19 protein-coding genes are annotated in these 20,312 nt (G+C 71.1%); 5 read left to right on the top strand and 14 right to left on the bottom strand.

What is annotated here, in order from left to right; genetic code table 11:
- Positions 1-225 precede the first annotated feature (225 nt).
- The 12 genes from Aiant_RS25985 to nfi all read right to left on the bottom strand — a co-directional run bounded on the left by Aiant_RS25985 (position 226) and on the right by nfi (position 14,002).
- Positions 226-945 carry a ComF family protein gene (locus Aiant_RS25985; RefSeq protein ID WP_189329446.1) on the bottom strand — a complete coding sequence of 240 codons (720 nt, stop codon included), beginning with the start codon at positions 943-945 and terminating at the stop codon, positions 226-228.
- Complete coding sequence (locus Aiant_RS25980) at positions 942-2,798, bottom strand: LpqB family beta-propeller domain-containing protein (protein ID WP_189329445.1); 1,857 nt, start codon at positions 2,796-2,798, stop codon at positions 942-944. The genes Aiant_RS25985 and Aiant_RS25980 overlap by 4 nt, the downstream gene beginning before the upstream one ends.
- Before the next feature lies 1 nt (position 2,799).
- Complete coding sequence (gene mtrB / locus Aiant_RS25975) at positions 2,800-4,449, bottom strand: MtrAB system histidine kinase MtrB (protein WP_189329444.1); 1,650 nt, start codon at positions 4,447-4,449, stop codon at positions 2,800-2,802.
- A 30-nt stretch (positions 4,450-4,479) separates the two neighbouring features.
- A complete protein-coding gene (gene mtrA / locus Aiant_RS25970; protein WP_189329443.1) occupies positions 4,480-5,169 on the bottom strand; it encodes an MtrAB system response regulator MtrA in 690 nt (229 codons plus the stop codon).
- 181 nt (positions 5,170-5,350) lie between these two features.
- Positions 5,351-5,554 (bottom strand): DUF397 domain-containing protein, encoded by a 204-nt coding sequence (locus Aiant_RS25965; protein ID WP_189329442.1) that lies wholly within the window; start codon positions 5,552-5,554, stop codon positions 5,351-5,353.
- A 50-nt stretch (positions 5,555-5,604) separates the two neighbouring features.
- Positions 5,605-6,456: a helix-turn-helix domain-containing protein gene (locus tag Aiant_RS25960; protein WP_189329441.1), complete on the bottom strand. Its 852-nt coding sequence runs from the start codon at positions 6,454-6,456 to the stop codon at positions 5,605-5,607.
- 1,755 nt (positions 6,457-8,211) lie between these two features.
- A complete protein-coding gene (gene manA, locus Aiant_RS25955; protein WP_189329440.1) occupies positions 8,212-9,396 on the bottom strand; it encodes a mannose-6-phosphate isomerase, class I in 1,185 nt (394 codons plus the stop codon).
- Between the two features lie 20 nt (positions 9,397-9,416).
- Positions 9,417-10,379 (bottom strand): cation diffusion facilitator family transporter, encoded by a 963-nt coding sequence (locus Aiant_RS25950; RefSeq protein WP_189329439.1) that lies wholly within the window; start codon positions 10,377-10,379, stop codon positions 9,417-9,419.
- Complete coding sequence (locus Aiant_RS25945; RefSeq protein ID WP_189329438.1) at positions 10,376-11,599, bottom strand: SIS domain-containing protein; 1,224 nt, start codon at positions 11,597-11,599, stop codon at positions 10,376-10,378. The genes Aiant_RS25950 and Aiant_RS25945 overlap by 4 nt, the downstream gene beginning before the upstream one ends.
- Complete coding sequence (locus Aiant_RS25940) at positions 11,599-11,793, bottom strand: Trm112 family protein (protein ID WP_189329437.1); 195 nt, start codon at positions 11,791-11,793, stop codon at positions 11,599-11,601. Before Aiant_RS25940 ends, Aiant_RS25945 begins: the two co-directional genes overlap by 1 nt.
- Positions 11,794-11,869: 76 nt before the next feature.
- Positions 11,870-13,249, bottom strand: coding sequence for a phosphomannomutase/phosphoglucomutase (locus Aiant_RS25935; protein ID WP_189329436.1), 1,380 nt, complete (start codon positions 13,247-13,249; stop codon positions 11,870-11,872).
- Positions 13,250-13,336: 87 nt separating this feature from the next.
- Positions 13,337-14,002 (bottom strand): deoxyribonuclease V, encoded by a 666-nt coding sequence (gene nfi, locus Aiant_RS25930; RefSeq protein ID WP_189329435.1) that lies wholly within the window; start codon positions 14,000-14,002, stop codon positions 13,337-13,339.
- Between the two features lie 60 nt (positions 14,003-14,062).
- Here nfi and Aiant_RS25925 point away from each other — a divergent pair, with 60 nt between their 5' ends.
- The 3 genes from Aiant_RS25925 to Aiant_RS25915 are packed head-to-tail and all read left to right on the top strand — an operon-like array spanning position 14,063 to position 17,247.
- Positions 14,063-15,313 carry a GAF domain-containing protein gene (locus Aiant_RS25925; protein WP_425322619.1) on the top strand — a complete coding sequence of 417 codons (1,251 nt, stop codon included), beginning with the start codon at positions 14,063-14,065 and terminating at the stop codon, positions 15,311-15,313.
- A gap of 32 nt (positions 15,314-15,345) precedes the next feature.
- Entirely contained in the window at positions 15,346-16,869 is a 1,524-nt protein-coding gene (gene exaC / locus Aiant_RS25920) for an acetaldehyde dehydrogenase ExaC (RefSeq protein ID WP_189329434.1), read from the top strand.
- A 3-nt stretch (positions 16,870-16,872) separates the two neighbouring features.
- Positions 16,873-17,247, top strand: coding sequence for a DUF779 domain-containing protein (locus tag Aiant_RS25915; RefSeq protein ID WP_189329433.1), 375 nt, complete (start codon positions 16,873-16,875; stop codon positions 17,245-17,247).
- An 80-nt stretch (positions 17,248-17,327) separates the two neighbouring features.
- Here the strand turns inward: Aiant_RS25915 and Aiant_RS25910 are convergent, their stop codons facing one another.
- The gene (locus Aiant_RS25910) at positions 17,328-17,906 is read right to left on the bottom strand and encodes a GNAT family N-acetyltransferase (RefSeq protein ID WP_189329432.1); all 579 of its coding nucleotides are present in this window, start codon (positions 17,904-17,906) and stop codon (positions 17,328-17,330) included.
- 228 nt (positions 17,907-18,134) lie between these two features.
- Between Aiant_RS25910 and Aiant_RS25905 the strand changes: the two genes are divergently transcribed.
- Entirely contained in the window at positions 18,135-18,998 is an 864-nt protein-coding gene (locus tag Aiant_RS25905; RefSeq protein ID WP_189329431.1) for a polysaccharide deacetylase family protein, read from the top strand.
- A gap of 200 nt (positions 18,999-19,198) precedes the next feature.
- On the opposite strand, the gene Aiant_RS25900 is transcribed toward Aiant_RS25905, so the two are convergent.
- Complete coding sequence (locus Aiant_RS25900; RefSeq protein ID WP_189329430.1) at positions 19,199-19,555, bottom strand: DUF3499 domain-containing protein; 357 nt, start codon at positions 19,553-19,555, stop codon at positions 19,199-19,201.
- 187 nt (positions 19,556-19,742) lie between these two features.
- On the opposite strand from Aiant_RS25900, the gene Aiant_RS25895 reads away from it, so the two are divergent.
- On the top strand, positions 19,743-20,219 hold the full coding sequence (locus Aiant_RS25895) for a metallopeptidase family protein (RefSeq protein ID WP_052311507.1): 477 nt from the start codon (positions 19,743-19,745) through the stop codon (positions 20,217-20,219).
- The last annotated feature ends 93 nt before the right edge of the window (positions 20,220-20,312 follow it).

The raw sequence follows: 20,312 nt of genomic DNA, 5'->3' as shown, positions 1-20,312 counted from the left end.
CGCCTGGAAGAGAAGGAGAGGCGACGCGGCAAACGTGAGTGAGACGACTCCTTTCCGGTGCGGAGTGCAAACGCGCCCGGTCGACCGAGGGATCCAGCGGGCGAGTTGAGGAACCCTACCCTCGTCACCTAGACGCTAACCTGCCGATCCTCGCTCGTCACCCCTCGTTTGGGATAACCAACGGCTGACATTCGGCCCTATCGGCATCCGAAAGCGTGACTACAGTCAAATTCCCAGACGGCTTCGGCGGAGTTCTGTCGCTGCCAGCACTGCGGCGCCCGTGACCTGCATGTCCGCCTCCTCCAGACGACGTACCGCGGCGGCCACCGTGGCCCCGGTGGTGACGATGTCGTCCGCTACCACCAGCGTGCCTCGCATCGCGCCGCCGCGCCGCAGAACGCCGATACGTGCGGGAATGATTCGCAGCGAATTGACAGCCTCCGTCAACCGCCCGGCAGCGTCCAGTGACGTGGAGTCAGGCCTGGGCAGAGCCCGTAGCGGCTGGGCCGCCGAGGCCGCCCAGCCGGCCGCGCACAGCCGCCGGACGGCGTGCGCGGTGAGCCGGGACATGTGGTCGCCGTACCGCTCCCGGCGGGCCGCCCGGGTGGACGGGACCGGGACGATCAGCACCGGGCGGTCGCGCGGCGCCACCATCGCGACCGCGCCGGCCAGCAGGGCGCCGAGCGGCCCGGCGAGCCGATGAGAGCCCTTCTCCTTGTACGCCAGCAGCGCCCCGCGCAACGCCCCCGCATACGGCCCGACGGTGGCGCAGGCGGGAAATCCGGCCGGTCGTGGCCGCGGCGCCGACCAGTACGGCCGCAGCCCCTCCAGCTCGGCCACGCAGGCCGGGCAGACCCCGTGCCGCAGCCGCTCCCGGTCCGCGCCACAGCCCGCGCAGGCCCCCGGCAGGACCAGGTCGGCGAGCTCGCCGAGCAGCCCGATCATTCCAGGTAGAACGGCGCCAGCGGCACGGTCCCGGCGGGCTGGTTGACCGGCGGCCCGGCCACCTTGGCGGCGTCGATCAGGGCGGGCTGGGAGAGCGCCTCCCAGGCCTTGCCGTCCGAGGTGTAGCAGACCGACCGGGAGAACGCCCGCCCGTTGAACCGGTCGGACTCCAGCGGGCCGGCCGGATAGACGCTCAGCGAGTCGACCGCGGTGCTGCCCAGGTCGCGCAGCCGCTCGCCCTCCAGGGCGCCGTCGATCGACACGTCCTCGATGGTGACCCGCTGGTTGTCGCGTACGCCGGCCACGGTCAGCCAGCCCTCGCTGCTGAAGTCGACCGCGCTCACCGTGTCCAGCGAGGCGGGCCGCAGCTGCTGCGGCGTGCCCATCGACGGGGCCTCCCCGCCGGGGCTGAGCGAGGCGCGGTACAGCTTGCCGTCCACCACCAGGGCCACCCGGCGGCCGTCCGGCGACACCGCCACCGAGGTGATCCGGGTACCCGGACCGGTCCACGGGATCTGCCGCGCGGCGCCCTTCCCGGCCGGGAAGGCGTACAGCTTGTCGTTCGCGATGATCAGGCCGAGGGCGCCGTCCGGCGCGCCGTCGGCCGAGCCGTCCCCGGTGACCGCCCAGACCGGCTCGCGGAGCGTTCCGGCCAGGCCGCTGATCGGTTGCAGCGGGGCCTGGGCGCCGGGCACGGCGGAGGCCACCCGCAGCGCCTCGCCCTTGCCGCTCTTGACCACCACCGCCGCGAAGGTGCGTTTCGGCGTGGCGCTGATCGCGGCGGACCGGACGTCCTTGTTCTCCTCCTGCTTGAGCACCGGCACCGGGTTCACCGACCAGGGCTGCCCGGAGATCCGGCGGATCTTGCCGGCGTAGACCACGAAGCGCTCCGGCTCGTCGACCAGCTGCGCGGCCGGGTTGCTGGCCAGGTAGTCGTCACCGGTGAAGGTCCGGACGTCCTGATGCTCGATCTTCAGGTCCAGCTCGGTGCCGCTCGGCAGCAGCGGCCGCAGCGTCCATTGCAGCTGCATCCGCAACCGCTCCACCGCCTGCTCGGCGTTGTCGGCGGAGACCGCCTGGGTGCTCAGGGCGATCTGCACCTTGTTGTCGTCGATCGTCGGGACGTTGCCTTTCAGCGCGGTGCCCTTGGCCAGGTTGGCCACCGACAGCCAGCTGGACGGACCGTTCAGCAGCCAGTTCAGCACGGTGGTGGGCCGCTGCTCGGCCGGCACCGCTTTCGGCAGGTAGCGGATGTCCGGCACCAGGCCGGTGTACTCGGTGTTCCAGTAGTAGAGGGCGTGCTGCACGTACGAGCTCTGCAACATGGTGACGTCGAGCGGCAGGATCGGCGGCGCCTCGGTGACGAACAGGCCGTCCTGGTCGGCGAGCCGGCCCACCTTGATCTGGTAGGTGCCGCGACGGGACTCCCGGGCCGGCTCCAGCCGGCCGAACTCGTCCAGCGTGCCGACCGCCTCGTAGGACACGTCCACCACGTCGTGCCCCGGGTTGGTGAGCGGCTCGCCGATCAGCCGGACCACCTGGAGCCCGCTGCCGGACGGCTTGAAGCGCACGGCCGCGCTCGGGGTCATGAACCCTTTCAACCGATCGGCCGCGGTGGCCAGGTCACCGGCCGCCGCCTTGAAGTAGTTCGCCGCGAACTTGCGCTCCTCCTCGGCGTCCTGCCGGGCCACCGGGACGACGTCGCCGTCGCCACCCGAGGTGATGCCGGTCGACGGGCCGGGACCGACCTCTTTCACCCCGCTGTTGTCCGGGATGCCGCAGGCGCCGCTCAGCAACGCCACCAGCGCGACGACGGCCGGCAGGGCGATCGGGCCGGGAATCCGGGTACGCACGTCAGCTCACCTCCGCCGTCCGGTCCCGGGGGATCAGCGGCAGCGGGGCGGCGACCAGCCGGTCACCGGCCCGCACCGGCAGGGTCAGCCGGAACTGGGAGCCCTCGCCGGGCGCGCCCCAGGCCTCCAGCCAGCCGCCGTGCAGCCGGGCGTCCTCCGCACTGATCGACAGGCCGAGGCCGGTGCCGCCGGTCTGCCGGGCGCGGGACGGGTCGGCGCGCCAGAACCGGTTGAAGACCAGGCGCTCCTCGCCGGGTTTGAGGCCGATGCCGTGGTCGCGCACGGTGATCGCCACCGCGGCGTCGTCGGTGGCCATGGTGATCTGCACCGGCCGCGCCTCGCCGTGCTCGACCGCGTTGCCGACCAGGTTGCGCAGCACCCGCTCGACCCGGCGCGGGTCCACCTCGGCGATCACCGGGGTGTCCGGCAGGCGCAGCTCCAGCTCGACGCCGACCCGCTCGGCCAGCCCGGTGAGGCGTTCGACGACCCGCTGCACGATCGGGACCAGGTCGGTGTGCTCGGCGTCCAGCGCGGCGAACCCGGCGTCGAACCGGCTGATCTCCAGCAGGTCGGTGAGCAGCCCCTCGAAGCGGTCCAGCTCGGCCTGGAGCAGCTCGGCGCTGCGCGCCACGGCCGGGTCGAAGCCGTCCCGCTCCGAGAAGATCAGGTCGGCGGCCATCCGGACCGTGGTGAGCGGGGTCCGCAGCTCGTGCGACACGTCCGAGGTGAACCGCCGTTGCAGCCGGGACATCTCCTCCAGCCGGACGATCTGCCGCTGCAGGTTCGCCGCCATCTGGTTGAACGCGGCGGCGAGCATGGCCAGGTCGTCCTCGCCCGCCACCTTCATCCGCTGGTCGAGCAGGCCGGCCGAGAGCCGCTGCGCGGTACGCGCGGCCACCCGGACCGGGTTGACCACCAGCCGGGTGACCAGGCCGGCCACCACACTCAGCAGGATCACCAGGGCCAGGCCGGTGACCAGCACCATCGTCCGGATCTGGTTGGCCGCGGCGTTCTCGGTGGTCAGCGGCACCATGTAGTAGAGCTCGAGGTGGCCGAACGGGGCGCGCACCGGCGATCCGTAGACCAGGAATTTCGTCAGGTGCCCGTCCACCTCGGCGGTCCGGATCTGCCAGGCCACCTTGGCGTTGCCGGCGACCGCGTGGACCAGCTCCGGGGTGATCAGGCGACTGGTGTCGGCCGAGGGCGGCACGGTCTGCGGGCGCAGCGCCGGATAGTTCTCGGCGCGCAGCGACACCACCGTGCCGGCGTCGCCGGCCTGCTCACCGTCGTAGAGCGAGTTGACCGTGTCGGCGATGGTGGCGGGCAGACCCGCGTCATAGGCCTGCGGATGCACGCTGAGCTGCCGGGCGGCCCAGTCCTCCTTGCGGGCCAGCGAGGCGGCGACCTCGTCCTGCGCACGGCTCGACAGGATGTCGGCGCTGCGGTCCGCGATGAACCAGCCGAAGGTGCCGACCAGCAGGCTGGTCGCCACCAGGGTCAGGGTCACCACGCGGACCTGCAGCGAGCGCCGCCAGGAGCGGCGTAACGGGGCGGTGTATTTCTCCAGGCGGAGGGAGATCACACGCCAGTAGCGCCGCGCCACTCGCAGGGCGCGGCGCACGGGTTGGGGTAGCCAGGCCGGAGCACGCATCTCGCGGGCAAGGTTAGCCCCCGGTCCGGCCTAGCCGGTGCCCGCCTTGTAGCCGACACCGCGCACCGTCAGGATGATCTCGGGTCGTTCCGGATCCGGTTCGATCTTCGCGCGCAGCCGCTGCACGTGCACGTTCACCAGCCGGGTGTCCGCCGCGTGCCGGTAACCCCAGACCTGCTCGAGCAGCACCTCGCGGGTGAACACCTGGCGCGGCTTGCGGGCCAGGGCCACCAGCAGGTCGAACTCCAGCGGCGTGAGCTTGACCTCGTCGCCGTCCCGGGACACGGTGTGCGCCGGCACGTCGATGTTGATCTGGTTGCCGGGCGGCCCGATGGTGAGCATCTCCGGCGCGGCGTCCTCGCCCCGGCGCAGCCGGGCCCGCATCCGGGCGACCAGTTCCTTGGGCTTGAACGGCTTGACCACGTAGTCGTCGGCGCCGGACTCCAGGCCCAGCACCACGTCCACGGTGTCGCTCTTGGCGGTGAGCATGACGATCGGGATGCCCGACTCGGCACGAATGGCGCGCGCCACATCGATGCCGCTCATGCCGGGAAGCATCAGGTCGAGCAGGACGATGTCCGGGCGGTTCTCCCGGAAAGCGGCGAGCGCGCGTTCGCCGTCCGCCACGAACGAGGGCAGGAATCCCTCACTGCGCAGGACGATGCCGAGCATCTCGGCCAACGCGGGATCGTCGTCGACGACCAGTACCCGGGCTCTCATGCGGTCCAATATTGCACTGTCCTCCCGTCCCCCGCGCTACCTGGGGGCGATCTTGCCCGGCAGCCTACGCGAAAAGTCGCCCCGGCCAGAAGGCCGTGCTGACCCGGAAACCCTGAGTGAGGACATGAAAACGGGCGGTCCCGGTCCGGGACCGCCCGTGGCGCGCAATTGTGGAACCGGGTTACGCGCCGGGCCGGTCGAACTCTCCTGCTCGGACTCCGGCGATGAAACCGGTCCAGTCCCGTGTGCCGAAGCTGAGCATCGGCCCGGTGGCGTCCTTGGAGTCGCGCACCAGAACCGATACCGGAGTGTTGGCGACCTCGACACAATGCCCAGCAGCGCCACTCCGGCTGCTCTTACGCCAAGTGATCGTGGCGTCCTGCATGGTTTCTCCCTCCCTGGAAATGCCTCTCCATTGGAACTCACGCCAGGCGCTCAACGAGCCAATCGATCCCTCGACTCAGCGATGACCGTTCGGCTCTCTTCTTTCGACAAAGCGCGTTCGCGCAGGTCATCAAAGGCCTCCTGGTACACGTCGATCTCCTCCGGCTTCACCCGGAAGTGACCGCCGGTCAGCCCTTCGGAGTGCACCACGGGGTTACGCGTGCCTTCGCCGAATTCCAGCACCAGGAACGATTCGGTCAAACCGGCGTGCGCCCCGGCCTCGAACGGCAGGATCAGCACCTCGACGCCGGGCTGCGCGGTGGCCTCCAGCAGCCGCTGCAACTGCCGGACCAGCACCTGTCGGCCGCCCACCTCGCGCATCAGGACACCCTGGTCCAGGACCACGTCCAGGCGCGGCTCCGGATCCTTGCGGAAGAACCGCTCGCCCCGGCCCATCCGCACGTCGAGGCGGCGCTGGATGACGTCCACGTCGTCGATGTCGGCGCCGCTCTCGATCACCGCGCGGGCGTACTCGTCGGTTTGCAGCAGGCCCGGCATCACCTGGGCCTCCCACTGGGAGATCAGGGTGGCGTCCGCCTCCAGCGCCAGATATTCGTCGTAGGGGTCCGGCATCGACGAGCGATACGGCGTCCACCAGGCCCGGACCCGGCCGCGATGGGCCAGGTCGCGCAGGCGGCCGCGCTCCTCGGCGCGAACCCCGTACAGGGTGAGCAGGCGGTCCAGATCCGCCTCGGTGATCCCCGTGTGCGCCGTCTCGATCCGGCTCAGCTTCGACTCCGACCAGCCCAGCGCGGTCGCCACATCCACCGCCCGGCGCTCGCCACGGAGCCGGCGCAATTCGCCGCCGAGTTCCCGGCGCGCTGTCGATGTCGGCCTCGCCACGGAGTCACCATATCGGCGCATCAATGGCCGATTGCAACTTGCACGGCCGATCAGGAAGGAAAGTGCGCAACTTGTCCGTTCCAGCTCTACCGTTCCCCAGCGTCTTTCCGCGACGATGACGGCCGTCGTTCCGCGGTGACGGCAGTCACCTTTCTCTGAACGACGCCCAGGTAGGGGGCTTGTCAAGTGACCTGACACCGCGATGACGACCGAATTCCATCGGTGTAGTTCGGGGTCGCCGGCCGGTCGGCCGGCGGAGCGACTAGTCATCCGTACAGGTGAACGGGAAGGTCGGGCGTTTCGGTGACGCTCCTGGGTGGCGTTCCGGCGGCCGCGAGGCCGCGACCACCATCGGCCGCCCGGCGCGACACGGCCGCGCCCCATCCGCACCACCTTCAAACGCTTTCGGTACGACCATTAGCGCGCCGGCCGGCGGAACCGCAGGAGCCGCATTTCCGGCATCCGGGAAGCACCCGCCCCACATCCATTCCGCGGCGCCCGGATGCGTTCCGGAACCGCGCCCGGCGCGTCGACAGTGGAACCTCGCCCGGGTGACCGAAAACCATCTCTCCGGACAATGAGGGAGGAACGGATAGGCGTCGACGGGAACGGTGGACAGGCACTCCGCTTACTGCGCGCTAACGCCGTATCGGTTTCTCGCGATACGACAGGGAGCGGGCCGGCATCCGACTTCGAGGCCTTAACTGCCCGGACCAGGCAGGGAGTCCGTAAAGCGAACAAGACGCACAAACGTCAGCTATCCAAACTTCGTCGGACATCGCACGCGTCCGGGCGGTGAGCGGGCGCGCCGAAATGGGGAGCGAGCGCGCCACCGGCCGGCGCTCGGATGGATCGCGAAGGGGATCGAATCGGGGATAGCGAACGGGGCGACAGGCCGAAACCCGCCGCCCCGTTCATCCCCCCGGTTTGGTACCGCGCGCGTCCGTGGGACCCCCCGATCACCAATGACGCTGCGTGTTTATAGATTCACACTCCGCACATGCCATGTCAAGCAATTTCGCCAAATTTCGGGCGCGGCGCGCCCGACCGCAGGACACGCCGGTGGCGGAGGCAGGCAGAGCGGCAGACGGAGAGGTGCCGGGCGGAGAGACGGAGGGCGCCGGGGCCGAAGGGGCCCGGCTGGAGGGGCCGGGGGCTGGAGGGGCCGGGCCGGAGAGGCCCGAGCCGGAGAGGCCCGAGCCGGAGAGCGGAGGGGCGAAAGCCGGAGGGCGAAGGGCGGGCGGAGGGCGGAGGGGCGAAGGCCGCAGGGGCGAAGGCCGGAGGGCGAAGGGCGGGGCGGAGGGCGGAGGGCGAAGGGCGGGCGGAGGCGGAGGGGCGAAGGCCGCAGGGGCGAAGGCCGCAGGGGCGAAGGCCGCAGGGGCGAAGGCCGCAGGGGCGAAGGCCGCAGGGGCGAAGGCCGCAGGGGCGAAGGGCGGGGCGGAGGGCGGAGGGCGAAGGGCGGGCGGAGGCGGAGGGGCGAAGGCCGCAGGGGCGAAGGCCGCAGGGCGAAGGGCGGGGCGGAGGGCGCCGGGCAAAGCGCGCCGGGGCGGGGATGCCGGACCGAGGGATGCACCGGGCGAAGGGCGGGGCGGAGGGCACCAGGGCGGAGGGCAGCGGCCGGGAAGCGCAGGCCAGGGCGAGGACACGAAAGCGGCAGCGGCGACGTCGCGGAGGGCAGACGGGAGCTGTGGCCGGTGGAGACGACGGAGGCGCGGCACCCGGAAGGGTGCCGCGCCTCGGGAAGGACAGGCCGGGTCAGCCGGGGACGGCCGCCACGAAGACCGTGCCCAGGCCCGCGGCGGTCAGGGGACCCGCCGAGGCCGGGGCGTAGGCCGCCGTGCCGGGCGGCAGCGTCACCGGGATCCCGTGTTCCTCCCCCACGTGCACGTCACCCGCCACCCCCAGGATGATCCGCGGGCCGCGCCCGGGCAGTTTCACCGGCGGCCGGTCCCCGGTCAGCTCGATCCGGAACATCTCGAAGTCGCGGACCGGCACCCGCCACGACGTCACCCCGGGCGCCACCTCGGCGCCGTGCAGCAGCGGATCGTCCAGGGTCTCGAAGCGCAGCACCCGGAGCAGCTCCGCCACGTCCACCCGTTTCGGCGTCAGCCCGCCGCGCAGCACGTTGTCGCTGGCCGCCATCAGCTCGACGCCCAGCCCGTGCAGGTACGCGTGCAGGTTCCCGGCCGGCATCCAGATCGCCTCGCCGGGCGTCAGGTGCACCAGGTTGAGCAGCAGCGCGACCAGCACCCCGGGATCGCCGGGATAGTGCCCGGCCAGGTCGATCGCCAGCCGGAAGGACTCCTCGTGCGGATGCCCCGGCTCAGCCGCCGTGGCCGCCGCCACCACCTCGTCGATCAGCGCCGGACGGTCCTCGGCCGGCCAGCTGAGCAGCAGCCGGACCGCCTCGGACAGGTCACCGGCGTGCAGCGCGGCCACCACCGGCCCCAGGCGCGCGACGCCCAGTTCGGTGAGGACCAGCGCGGACACCGCCGGCGACCGGAACCCGCAGAGCGCGTCGAACGGCGTCAGCGCGACCAGCATCTCCGGCTTGTGGTTGGCGTCCGTGTAGTTCTTGGACAGCGCCGGATCGGCCTCCTGCCGGGCGAACGCCTCGGCCGCGTACTTCAGGTCGGGGTGTGCCTGCAACGACAACGGGGCGCCGGCCGCCAGCACCTTCATCAGGTACGGCAACCGCGCCCCGAACCGTTCCGCGACGTCCGTCCCGAGCTGCCCGCCCGGGTCGTCGTCGATCAGCTGGAGAAGGGTGACCGGCCCGTCCGGGCCGGGCACGGTGGACGGGTCACCCGGGTGCGCGCCGAGCCACAACTCCGCTTCCGGCCCCTCGGTCGGGGTCGGGCGGCCTTGCAGCTCGGCGATCGCGGTCCGGGATCCCCAGGCATACGGCCGGATCACTCCGGTCAGCGGGTAAACCGTCATACCCGGCAAATTAGCAGTTGTCAGGCAGTGGCGGGTGGCGCCGACGTTACGGCGTTCTCCGAACTCTCCCGGACCCGGTAGATGTCCGGCTCGATGTAGATCACCCGGGCGATCGGCACCGCCTCCCGGATCCGCACCTCGGTCTCGTCGATGTGCCGGGCCACCTCGTCGGCCCGCTCGGTCCGCGGCACCGCGATCTTCAAGGCGACGAGCAGCTCCTCGGGACCGAGGTGCAGCGTCTTCATGTGGATGATCCGCTCGATGCCGTCGCCGGAGAGCACCGCCTTCTCGATCTGCTTGACCGTCTCCGGGTTGGCGCCCTCGCCGATCAGCAGGCTCTTGGTCTCCACCGCCAGGATCGCCGCGATGGCCACCAGCAGGATGCCGATCGCCGCGGTGCCGACCCCGTCCCAGACCCCGTCGCCGGTGATCAGGGTGAGCCCGACCCCGAACAGGGCGAGGACCAGACCGACCAGGGCGCCGGCGTCCTCCAGCAGGACGACCGGGAGCTCCGGCGCCTTGGCCCGGCGGACGTAGTCCACCCAGGAGGTCTTGCCGCGGGTCCGGTTCGACTCGGTGATCGCGGTGTAGAACGAGTAGCTCTCCAGCGCGATCGCGACCACCAGGACGGCGACCGGGACCCACTTCCAGCTGTCGATCGGCTCCGGGTGCCGGATCTTGTGGTACGCCTCGTAGAGCGCGAACAGGCCACCGACGCTGAACAGCACGATGGAGACGATGAACGCGTAGATGTAGCGCTCCCGCCCGTACCCGAAGGGGTGTTCCGGGGTGGCTTTCTTCTGCGACTGCTTGCCGCCGATCAGCAGCAGCAACTGGTTGCCGGAGTCGGCCACCGAGTGGATCGCCTCGGCCAGCATCGACGACGAACCGGTCAGGAACCAGGCGCCGAACTTGGTGACCGCGATTCCCAGGTTGGCGCTGAGCGCCGCGATGATCGCTTTGGTGCCGCCCTCAGCGCTCACGAAAGTCCCTCAGGCATCGGGTTGGACAGCTCCTTCATCTCGCTGATGGCCGGGACCGCCATCGGGTCCAGGCCGTGGGCCAGGGCCAGGTACAACGACGCGAAGTCGGGCACCGCGACCAGAGATGCGAGCCGCTCCAACGTCGAACCGCCTTCGGCGGTGAGCACGTCGCAGCGTACGCCACGTCGATCGGCGAGCGTCTGGATGGCGTCGGCCCGGCGCTCCTCGACGGCGACCGGCTCGTCGGCGTCGTCCTCCGGGTTCAGCCCGCCGTCCCGGAACACCACCAGACGCAGCCGGGTCACCGCCTCGTCCTCGTCGTCCGGGTCGGCGAAGATGTCCCGCGACCCCTCGGCGAGACCGCCGAAGACGCCGTCCAGCAGGCCCACCCGGCCGCGGCCGGCCTCGCCCAGCGCGCCGGCCATCGCCGGGTACCGCGCGTTCGCCGCGAGCGTGTCGGCGAACCGCCGGGCCGCGACGGTGGCCAGCGGCGAGGAGCCCCAGACGATCGGCACCGAGCCGGCCAGGCCGAGGGCGAGCGCCTTGGCCGGGTTGACGAACGAGTCGGCGCCCGGGCGGCAGCGCTCGGCGTCGGCGTCCAGCCGGGTCGCGGTCTCCGCGATGTCCGCCTCGGTGACCTTGACCAGGCCCAGCGCGCGGCCGGCCAGCAGCACCGGGACGGCCAGGCCCCACAGGGTGGCCCGGGCCGGCGCGCGGCGCGGCACGCCGATGAACGGGGCGCGGGCCCGCTCGGCCATCGCCTCCAGCTCGGAGTCCGGGTTGCCGATGGCGACCAGCCGGGCGCCGCGGCGGGCCGCCGCCTCGGCCGCGGCCAGCGCCTCCGGGCTGCGGCCGGAGGCGGACACCGCGATCACCACGTCGGCCGCGCCGACCCAGCCGGGGATGCCGGCGCTGCGGTGCCCGATGATCGGCACCGGGCAGCGCGGGCCGGCGACGGTGGACAGGATGTTGCCGGTCAGGCCGGCGGTGCCGATGCCGGCGACCACGACGGCGCGCGGGCGGCCCTCGTCGGCGAGCATGCTCAGGTCGACCTCGGCGGCCAGCGCCGCGGTCTCCCGGACCTGGGCGCCGGCCGAGGCGGTGGCCCGGAGCATGCCGCCCGGGTCGTTGCCGAGCATCGACTTCTCGTCGTTGAGCAGCGACTCGTCGGCGACGCGGTGCCCGTTGACGCCGGCCGAGCCCTCGAGTGGGTTGACCATCAGTTCTCCTCCCCAGTGGCCTGCTCGGGAGAACGGGCCTCGTCCAGGAGAAGGATCGGGATGTCGTCCTTGACGTCGAAGATCCGGCCACACTCGGTGCAGGTCAGCGTCTGGCCGCCGGCGTCGTAGTCCAATGGCGCGTGATGGGTGTCCGGGCAGGCCAGGATGTCCAGCAACTGCGGATCGAGCGCCACCTAGCTACTCCTTTGCGCGGCGGATACCGCCGCGTACGTCACGACGACGTCGCGGCGGAAGCGTGTCCCCGCGATCCTAACCGCGAACGATGGCGAGCACGTCGTCCCTGAGCGACGCCATCCGCGCGGGGTCCGCCGCCTCGACGTTGAGGCGCAGCAGCGGTTCCGTGTTGGACGCCCGCAGGTTGAACCAGGACCCGTCCTCGAACGAGAAGGTCAGTCCGTCCAGATCGTCCACCTGGGCGTCCGGGAACGCGGCCCGGACCTCGTCGCTCTTGGCGGCGGCGTCGGCCACCGTGGAGTTGATCTCACCGGACGCGGTGTACCGCTCGTACTCCGCGGCGAACTCGGAGAGCGGCAGGTCCTGCCCGCCGAGCGCGGCCAGCACGTGCATCGCGGCGAGCATGCCGGTGTCGGCGAACCAGAAGTCGCGGAAGTAGTAGTGCGCCGAGTGCTCGCCGCCGAAGACCGCGTTGGAGTCGGCCATCTCGGCCTTGATGAACGAGTGGCCGACCCGGCTGCGGATCGGCTTGCCGCCGTTCTCCAGGATGATCTCCGGGACCGCGGCCGAGGTGATCAGGTTGTGGATGATCACGCTGCCCGGGAACTTGGCCAGCTCGCGGGCGGCGACCAGGGCGGTGATCGCGGAGGGCGAGACCGGGTCGCCGTTCTCGTCCACCACGAAGCAGCGGTCGGCGTCGCCGTCGAAGGCCAGGCCGATGTCGGCGCCCTGCTCGCGTACCGCGTTCTGCAGGTCCACCAGGTTCTTCGGGTCGAGCGGGTTGGCCTCGTGGTTCGGGAACGAGCCGTCCAGCTCGAAGAAGAGCGGCACGATGGTCAGCGGCAGCGGCTCGAGCACCTGGTCGCCGAGCACGGCCGGCACGGTGTAGCCGCCCATCCCGTTCCCGGCGTCCACGATCACCTTGAGCGGGCGGATGCCGCTGAGGTCGACCAGGTGGCGCAGGTGCGCGGCGTAGTCGCCGAGCAGGTCCCGCTGCTCCACCCGGGACACGCCGTCGGCCTCCGCGTTCAGGTCGCGCAGCAGATCCTGGGCCCGCTCCCGGACCACCACGAGGCCGCTGTCCTGGCCGACCGGCCGGGCGCCGGCCCGGCACAGCTTGATCCCGTTGTACTGCGCCGGGTTGTGGCTGGCGGTGAACATCGCGCCCGGCAGGTGCAGCGACCCGGAGGCGTAGTAGAGCTGGTCGGTCGAGGCCAGCCCGATGTTGATCACGGCGCAGCCGGCCGCGTTGACGCCCCGGGCGAACGCGGCGGCCAGCCCCGGACCGGACTCCCGCATGTCGTGCGCGATCACGATCTGGTCGGGTTCGTCGCCGGACTCGCGCAGCATCTCGACGAACGCCGTGCCGATCGCCCGGGCCACCGGCTCGCTGAACTGATCAGGGACGATTCCCCGGACGTCGTACGCCTTGATGATCTGGGACAGATCCAGCACCCGCTGACTCCTCACCGAAAAGCCCTGTTTGGGGCGAGGGTAGCGGAGCACGGGCAGCGTCCAGGTTGTAACCGCGCAACCGGGACGTTAACTGAGAAGATCACGACAAACCCGGTCCGCCGCACGGGTGGTCTCCGGCAGCCGGTATCGCGGGGCCAGCCGCAGCGTGAGCGCGCACGCGGTGTCCAGGTCGATCCGGTGCCCGGCCGAGACGAACACCGGCTTCACCCCGGCCTGGGTACGCAGCACCGCGCCCACCGTCTCCCCCGCGTCGACCAGCGCCGACCGGCTCCCCCGCGCCTCGCCGACCGGCTCCCACTCGCCGACCAGCCGGGTCTTGCCCACTCCGAAGGACGGCAGGCCGGTCAGCACGCCCAGGTGCGCGGCGAGCCCGAACCGCCGCGGGTGCGCCAGCCCGTGTCCGTCGCAGATCAGCACCTCCGGCCGCACGGTCAGCTTCTCCAGCGCCTCGAGCAGGGCCGGCACCTCGCGGAAGGCGAACAGGCCCGGCACGTACGGAAAAGCGGGTTTGCCTCTGACCACCGCGGTGTCGCGGACCGTGAGGTCCGCCGCGTCCAGCACCACCACGGCCGCGCCCAGCCGGTCGTCGTCCGCCGAGTAGGCCACGTCCAGCCCGGCCACGGTCGCCGGGGACGCCGGGCCCGGCTCGGCGACGACCATGGCGCGCAGCCGGTCCTGCTCGGCGAGAGCTTCTTCTTCGGTACGAGGCCAGTCCTGCACGGCCAGAACCATAGATCCTGTTGTCTCTTATCGTGACCCGCGTCACGATGGGTGGGTCTGGAGGTGCTGCCGGTGAATCCCTGGCTTGCCCTGACCCCCGGCGACGACCCGGCCGAACGGATCCGGCAGGTCGGCCGCGCCCACGAACGTTTCCTGGCCGAGCGGACCCGGCCGGACCTGATGAGACCCGTCGTCGCCGAGTCCTGGGCCCGGTCGGCGGCCTGGATCGGGGCGGACAGCACCGCGCCGATCGACCTCTGTGACGACGAGCTGGAGGCCTACCGCGCGGCGCACCCGCTGGCCCGGGTGATGCCGCTGTTCCGGGACCTGCTCGGCGGGCTGGCCGAGGACGGCGAGCACATCCTGGCGGTCTGCGACGCGCACGGCCGGCTGCTCTGGGTCGAGGGGAACGCCGGCACGCTGCGCGGGGCCGCCTCGATGAACTTCGTGCCGGGTGCCCGGTGGGACGAGGCGCACGCCGGCACCAACGCGCCCGGCACCGCGCTGGTGGTCGACCACGCGTTGCAGATCTTCGCGACCGAGCACTTCAGCCGGCCGGTGCAGCGGTGGACGTGCACGGCGGCGCCGATCCACGACCCGGGGACCGGGCGGCTGCTCGGCGCGATCGACGTGACCGGCGGCGATCACCTGGCCAACCCGCACAGCCTGGCGCTGGTGCGGGCCACGGCGCTGGCGGCCGAGGCGTACCTGCGGGAGCCGCCGCGCGACACCGGACCGGCTGTCGCGGCGCTCGGCCGCGACGAGGCGGTCTTCATCTCCGGAAATATCCGGACCAAGCTCGGCCGGCGCCACTCCGAGTTGCTGATCCTCCTGACCACCCACCCCGAGGGCCGCACCGCCGACCAGCTCGGTTTCGACCTCTACGGCGATGACCTCAATCCGGTCACCGTCCGAGCTGAGATGTCCCGGCTGCGTCGCATCCTCGGCCCGGAACTGCTCGATTCACGGCCTTACCGGCTCAGATACACCGTTAGATCAGACATCGGCACGGTCGCCGAACTCCTCGACCGCGGCCGGCCGGCCGAAGCCCTCCAGCACTACTCCGGTCCCCTGCTGCCCGGCTCCGACGCCCCCGGCATCGTCCGCCTCCGGCGGCTCCTGGACGACCGTCTCCGCGCCGCCATCCTCACCAGCGGCGACCGCCGGCTCCTGCAGACCTGGCTGGGCACCCCGCACGGCGCCGACGACCTGGAGCTCTGGGAGGCCTACGCCGCCCGGACCCCGCACGACCCGGTCGCCTCCCGCCGCGTCGCCGAGCTGACCCGCGAATACGCCTGCAACGTTCCTGCAACGTATCCATAACTAACGTCCGCCTCGAAGAGGGAGGCGAGACCGTGACCACCTACACCCCGCCCGGCTCCGAGGGCTCGATCGTCAGCTACCAGTCCCGCTACGACCACTACATCGGCGGCGAGTACGTCCCACCCGCCAAGGGCCAGTACTTCGAGAACCCCACCCCGGTCACCGGGAGAGCGTTCACCGAGATCGCCCGGGGCACCGCGGACGACGTGGAGAAGGCCCTCGACGCGGCACACGGCGCGGCCGACGCGTGGGGACGCACCTCCATCACCGAACGGGCCACCATCCTCAACAAGATCGCCGACCGGATCGAGCAGAACCTCGAGAAGCTCGCCGTCGCCGAGGCCTGGGAGAACGGCAAGCCGGTCCGCGAGACCCTGGCCGCCGACCTGCCCCTGGCGATCGACCACTTCCGGTACTTCGCCGGCGCGATCCGCGCGCAGGAGGGCACCGCGGGCGAGATCGACGAGGACACGGTGGCCTATCACTTCCACGAGCCGCTCGGCGTGGTCGCCCAGATCATCCCGTGGAACTTCCCGATCCTGATGGCCACCTGGAAGCTCGCCCCGGCGCTGGCCGCCGGCAACGCCGTGGTGCTCAAACCGGCCGAGCAGACCCCGGCCTCGATCCACTACCTGATGTCGCTGATCGGCGACCTGCTCCCGCCCGGCGTGCTGAACATCGTCAACGGTTTCGGCGTCGAGGCCGGCAAGCCCCTCGCAAGCTCGAACCGGGTCGCCAAGGTCGCCTTCACCGGCGAGACCACGACCGGCCGGCTGATCATGCAGTACGCCTCGGAGAACCTCATCCCGGTCACCCTGGAGCTCGGCGGCAAGAGTCCGAACATCTTCTTCGACGACGTGAGCAGCGCCGACGACGACTTCTTCGACAAGGCGCAAGAGGGCTTCGCGATGTTCGCGCTGAACCAGGGCGAGGTCTGCACCTGCCCGTCCCGGGCGCTGATCCAGCAGGGTCACTACTCGGACTTCCTGGCCGCGGCGGTGAAGCGGGTGGAGAACCTCAAGCAGGGCAACCCGCTGGACACCGACACCCAGGTCGGCGCGCAGGCCTCCAACGACCAGTACGAGAAGATCATGTCGTACCTGGACATCGGCCGGCAGGAGGGCGCCAAGGCGCTGACCGGCGGCGGCAAGGCCGAGCTCGGCGGCGACCTGGCCGGTGGGTACTACGTGCAGCCGACGATCTTCGAGGGCCGCAACAGCATGCGGATCTTCCAGGAGGAGATCTTCGGGCCGGTGGTCTCGGTCACCCCGTTCGCCGACTTCGACGACGCCATCAAGATCGCCAACGACACGCTCTACGGCCTCGGCGCCGGGGTGTGGACGCGGGACGGGAACCGGGCGTACCGGGCCGGGCGCGCGATCAAGGCGGGCCGGGTGTGGACGAACTGCTACCACCTGTACCCGGCGCACGCCGCGTTCGGTGGTTACAAGCAGTCCGGCATCGGCCGGGAGAACCACAAGATGATGCTCGACCACTACCAGCAGACCAAGAATCTGCTGGTCAGCTACTCCCCCAAGGCCATGGGATTCTTCTAGGCCATGGTCACCCGCGTCGACGTGACTCCCGCGGCCGCCGAGATGATGCGGCGGCTGCGGGAGCAGCACGGCCCACTGATGTTCCACCAGTCCGGCGGCTGCTGCGACGGCAGCTCGCCGATGTGTTACCTGGAGGGCGAGTTCCGCACCGGCGGCTCGGACGTGCTCCTGGAGTCTCTGGCGATCGAGGGGGTGCCGGAGCCGATCACGTTCTGGATGTCGGCCGCGCAGTTCGAGCTCTGGAAACACACGCATCTCACGGTGGACGTGGTCCCCGGGCGCGGCGCCGGCTTCTCGCTGGAGGCTCCGGAGGGCGTTCGCTTCCTGATCCGCTCCCGCCTGCTGACCGAGCAGGAGCTGGCGGAATTGACCCCATAAAACCTTCTTTGCGTACGCCGTGAGCGGTCCCGCCGAGGTCATCCGTGGCGGGACCGCTCCGTGCGTACGCAAAGAAGGTTTTAGATCTCCGGGGTGGGATCCGTGCGAAGCCGGCTGTAGAGCAGCCCGTCGCGCCACTCCCCGGCCCGGAACTCCGCGGCCCGGATCGTGCCCTCCCGCTGAAATCCCGCCTTGACCAGGGATTTCTGCTCGGCGACGTTCTCCGGGTGGGTGCCGGCCTGGATGCGCTGGATCGGCCAGTGCTGGAAGAGATAGGCACAGAGCAGCGCCTGCGCGCGCCAGCCGATGCCGCGCCCGCGGAACTCGGGCAGCAGCACGATCCCGATCTCCTGGAACGGCCCGCGTCCCGAGAAGATCATCTCCCGGTGCTGGACCGTGCCGACGGCGATCCCCTCGACCTCGACGATCAGGTTGCTCGCCTCGGGGCTGAGGCAGCCGTTCTCGGCGAAGCGGCGATCGACCCCGCCGGCGTCGCCGAAGCCGTTCCAGTCCAGGCCGATCAGGCCGGGCTCGACCCGGAAACGGCGCAACAGACTGAGATCTTCTTCACGAACCGGGCGGAGAACGACGTCCACGGACGGGTGTTCCTCGCGCGGGTGAGCGACGCTGTCACGCGTCGTCCCGGGATCGATACTCATAGGAACAGTCTGACCGATCGAGCGCCCCGGCTCAGGCGACAAATCCGGCGATTGCCATCAATCCCAGGCATTCACGGGCGTGGTAGAGGGCTGGACGCGGTGCGCAAGGATACGACAGCGAAGGCTGATTCGTTCGCAAATCACTGCGAAAGATGCGTACGGGACTTGGCGACCGGTCGAGTCACGAGGCATCCTCGTCAGTCCGCCGATGAACTGGGGAGGTAATCGATGCGGCTGTCCCACACCCGGAAGGCTCTGCTGATCAGCATGTCGCTGATCATGGTGGGGCTTCTCGGCCAGGCGGCTGCTGCCGAGTCGTCCCATAGCGAGGCGGCCCCGCCCGCAGCTGCCACGCCGTCCGCGTCCGCGCCGGCCACCACGGCCCCGGCCGCCGCCGCGCAGCCGAGCAAGCCGGCCGTCACGCCGGCCAAGCCCAAGCCGCGGACCGAGAGCACCGCGATCCCGAAACATCCGAAAGGCCGCACCGGCCCGGCCGGCAGCCGGCTCACCACCGGGACCAAGGCCGTCGCGCTGACCTTCGACGACGGCCCGGACCCGGCCAACACCCCGGCCCTGCTCAAGATCCTGGCCAAGGAGAAGGTGAAAGCCACCTTCTGCCTGGTCGGCGAGAACGTGAAGGCGCACCCCGACCTGGTCCGCAAGATCGCGGCCGGTGGGCACGCGCTGTGCAACCACACCTGGAACCACGACCTGAGACTGGGCAAGAAGAAGCCCGCCCAGATCCGGGCCGACATGCAGCGCACCAACGCCGCCATCCGGGCCGCCGTCCCGAACGCGAAGATCGCCTACTTCCGGGCGCCGGGCGGCAACTTCACCGGGCAGATCGTGAAGGTCGCCAAGGAGCTCGGGATGTCCTCGATCTACTGGAAGGTCGACCCCCGGGACTGGGAGCACGGCCGGACCGAGTCGGACGGCGCACACACCAACCGCGTGATCGGCTCGGTGAAACGGAACACGCACGCCGGCGCGATCGTCCTGTCCCACGACTACGCGCAGCCGGACACCATCCGGGCCTATCGAGTGCTGATCCCCTGGCTGCGTAAGCGGTTCCACCTGATCGCGCTGCCCTGACCCGCTGAGGGCTCCGGGAGCCGCCGGCTCCGGGAGCCCCGGCAACTTCTCACACCCCACCCACCCTGGGGGGCCTGCCCACGACAAGTCTGACGCCAAAACGCGATCTGGTGCCGCCGGGCTGTGGACAACGTGAGCTGACGCGTTTTCTCGGCATCAGCCTGTGGACAACCGGCCTCGACGCGCGGGGTGGCGGCCGGTCAGTGGGAGGGCGGGATGACGCGGAGGTGGCCTCGGCGGCCGGTCTGTGGGGTGTGGTCCGTCTCGTCGGGGCGGGGCGCCACCGGGCGGGCCGCCTCACGGACGGCCTCGGCCAGGGCGACCAGATCGTCGGTGGTGGGAGGCGGCGGCGCGAAGTCGCCGTCGTGCCGGACCAGATCCCAGCCTCGGGGGGCGGTGAGGCTGCGCGCGTGCGGCTCGCAGAGGTCGTACGTGTGGGGTTCGGCGAACGCCGCGAGGGGGCCGACGACAGCGGTCGAATCGCTGTAGACGTAGGTCAGGGTGGCGACCGCCTGTCGGGGACAGCCGTTCCGGGAGCAGCGCCGTGGTGACCTCACGGCGGCAACTTATCGCCCCGCCGGGCGTTCTGGGGACCGATACCCCGCGACACGCCGCACCGCGATGCATCACGATTCGGCCATGGTCGGCAGACACGCCGCCCCGATGGGACGAATTAACGGATGGGACACACGGCGAGGAACGGCCTGACCACGGATGTCGCCCGGGTGGGGATACGCTCAGCAGGTGACCACCAGCCCTGAACGCCGCCGTACCGACCCGAAGGCGGCGCGCTCCACCGGCCCGGGGCATCCGGCGCGGCGTGATCGGCACGGCCGCGGCCTGCGCGGCCGGTTGGTTCCGGCGACCGTGCCGCTGGCCCGCACCAAGGCGGAGATCTTCGACGACCTGGTGCTGGACACCGTCGAGAGCCTCGAGCGGCGTTATGCCAAGGAGCTCGCCGGCGTCGAGTTCGCCGTCGAGGACGTGCCACCGGAGCTCAACGTCTACGACTCGGACGTGCTCGAGGACGGCGAGGTGCCCCTGGCCCGGCTGCTGCCCGGCCGCCCCGGGCGGCACGAGCTGCCACCCCGGATCGTGCTGTACCGTCGCCCGCTGGAGTTCCGGGCGATGGACCGCGAGGACCTGGCCGACCTCGTCCACGACGTCATCATCGAGCAGGTGGCCAACCTGCTCGGCGTCGACCCGGACGAACTCGCCTGACACTCACGGCCCGCACTCCGTGCGGGCATGGCGCACTGCCTCCCGGTACGGCGGTGATGCGTGGCCGTCGTCCGTGCGTGCCCGGCGTCGGCT

This window comes from Actinoplanes ianthinogenes, assembly GCF_018324205.1.
Classification (GTDB): Bacteria; Actinomycetota; Actinomycetes; order Mycobacteriales; family Micromonosporaceae; genus Actinoplanes; species Actinoplanes ianthinogenes.
This window is presented reverse-complemented; position numbering and strand designations above follow the sequence as displayed.

Excerpts from the sequence above, each read along its gene's own strand:
- Aiant_RS25985 (WP_189329446.1), bottom strand. The coding sequence starts at position 945 with ATGATCGGGCTGCTCGGCGAGCTCGCCGACCTGGTCCTGCCGGGGGCC.
- mtrB (WP_189329444.1), bottom strand. The coding sequence starts at position 4,449 with ATGCGTGCTCCGGCCTGGCTACCCCAACCCGTGCGCCGCGCCCTGCGA.
- mtrA (WP_189329443.1), bottom strand. The coding sequence starts at position 5,169 with ATGAGAGCCCGGGTACTGGTCGTCGACGACGATCCCGCGTTGGCCGAG.
- Aiant_RS25965 (WP_189329442.1), bottom strand. The coding sequence starts at position 5,554 with ATGCAGGACGCCACGATCACTTGGCGTAAGAGCAGCCGGAGTGGCGCT.
- manA (WP_189329440.1), bottom strand. The coding sequence starts at position 9,396 with ATGACGGTTTACCCGCTGACCGGAGTGATCCGGCCGTATGCCTGGGGA.
- Aiant_RS25945 (WP_189329438.1), bottom strand. The coding sequence starts at position 11,599 with ATGGTCAACCCACTCGAGGGCTCGGCCGGCGTCAACGGGCACCGCGTC.
- nfi (WP_189329435.1), bottom strand. The coding sequence starts at position 14,002 with ATGGTTCTGGCCGTGCAGGACTGGCCTCGTACCGAAGAAGAAGCTCTC.
- Aiant_RS25915 (WP_189329433.1), top strand. The coding sequence starts at position 16,873 with ATGGTCACCCGCGTCGACGTGACTCCCGCGGCCGCCGAGATGATGCGG.
- Aiant_RS25910 (WP_189329432.1), bottom strand. The coding sequence starts at position 17,906 with ATGAGTATCGATCCCGGGACGACGCGTGACAGCGTCGCTCACCCGCGC.
- Aiant_RS25905 (WP_189329431.1), top strand. The coding sequence starts at position 18,135 with ATGCGGCTGTCCCACACCCGGAAGGCTCTGCTGATCAGCATGTCGCTG.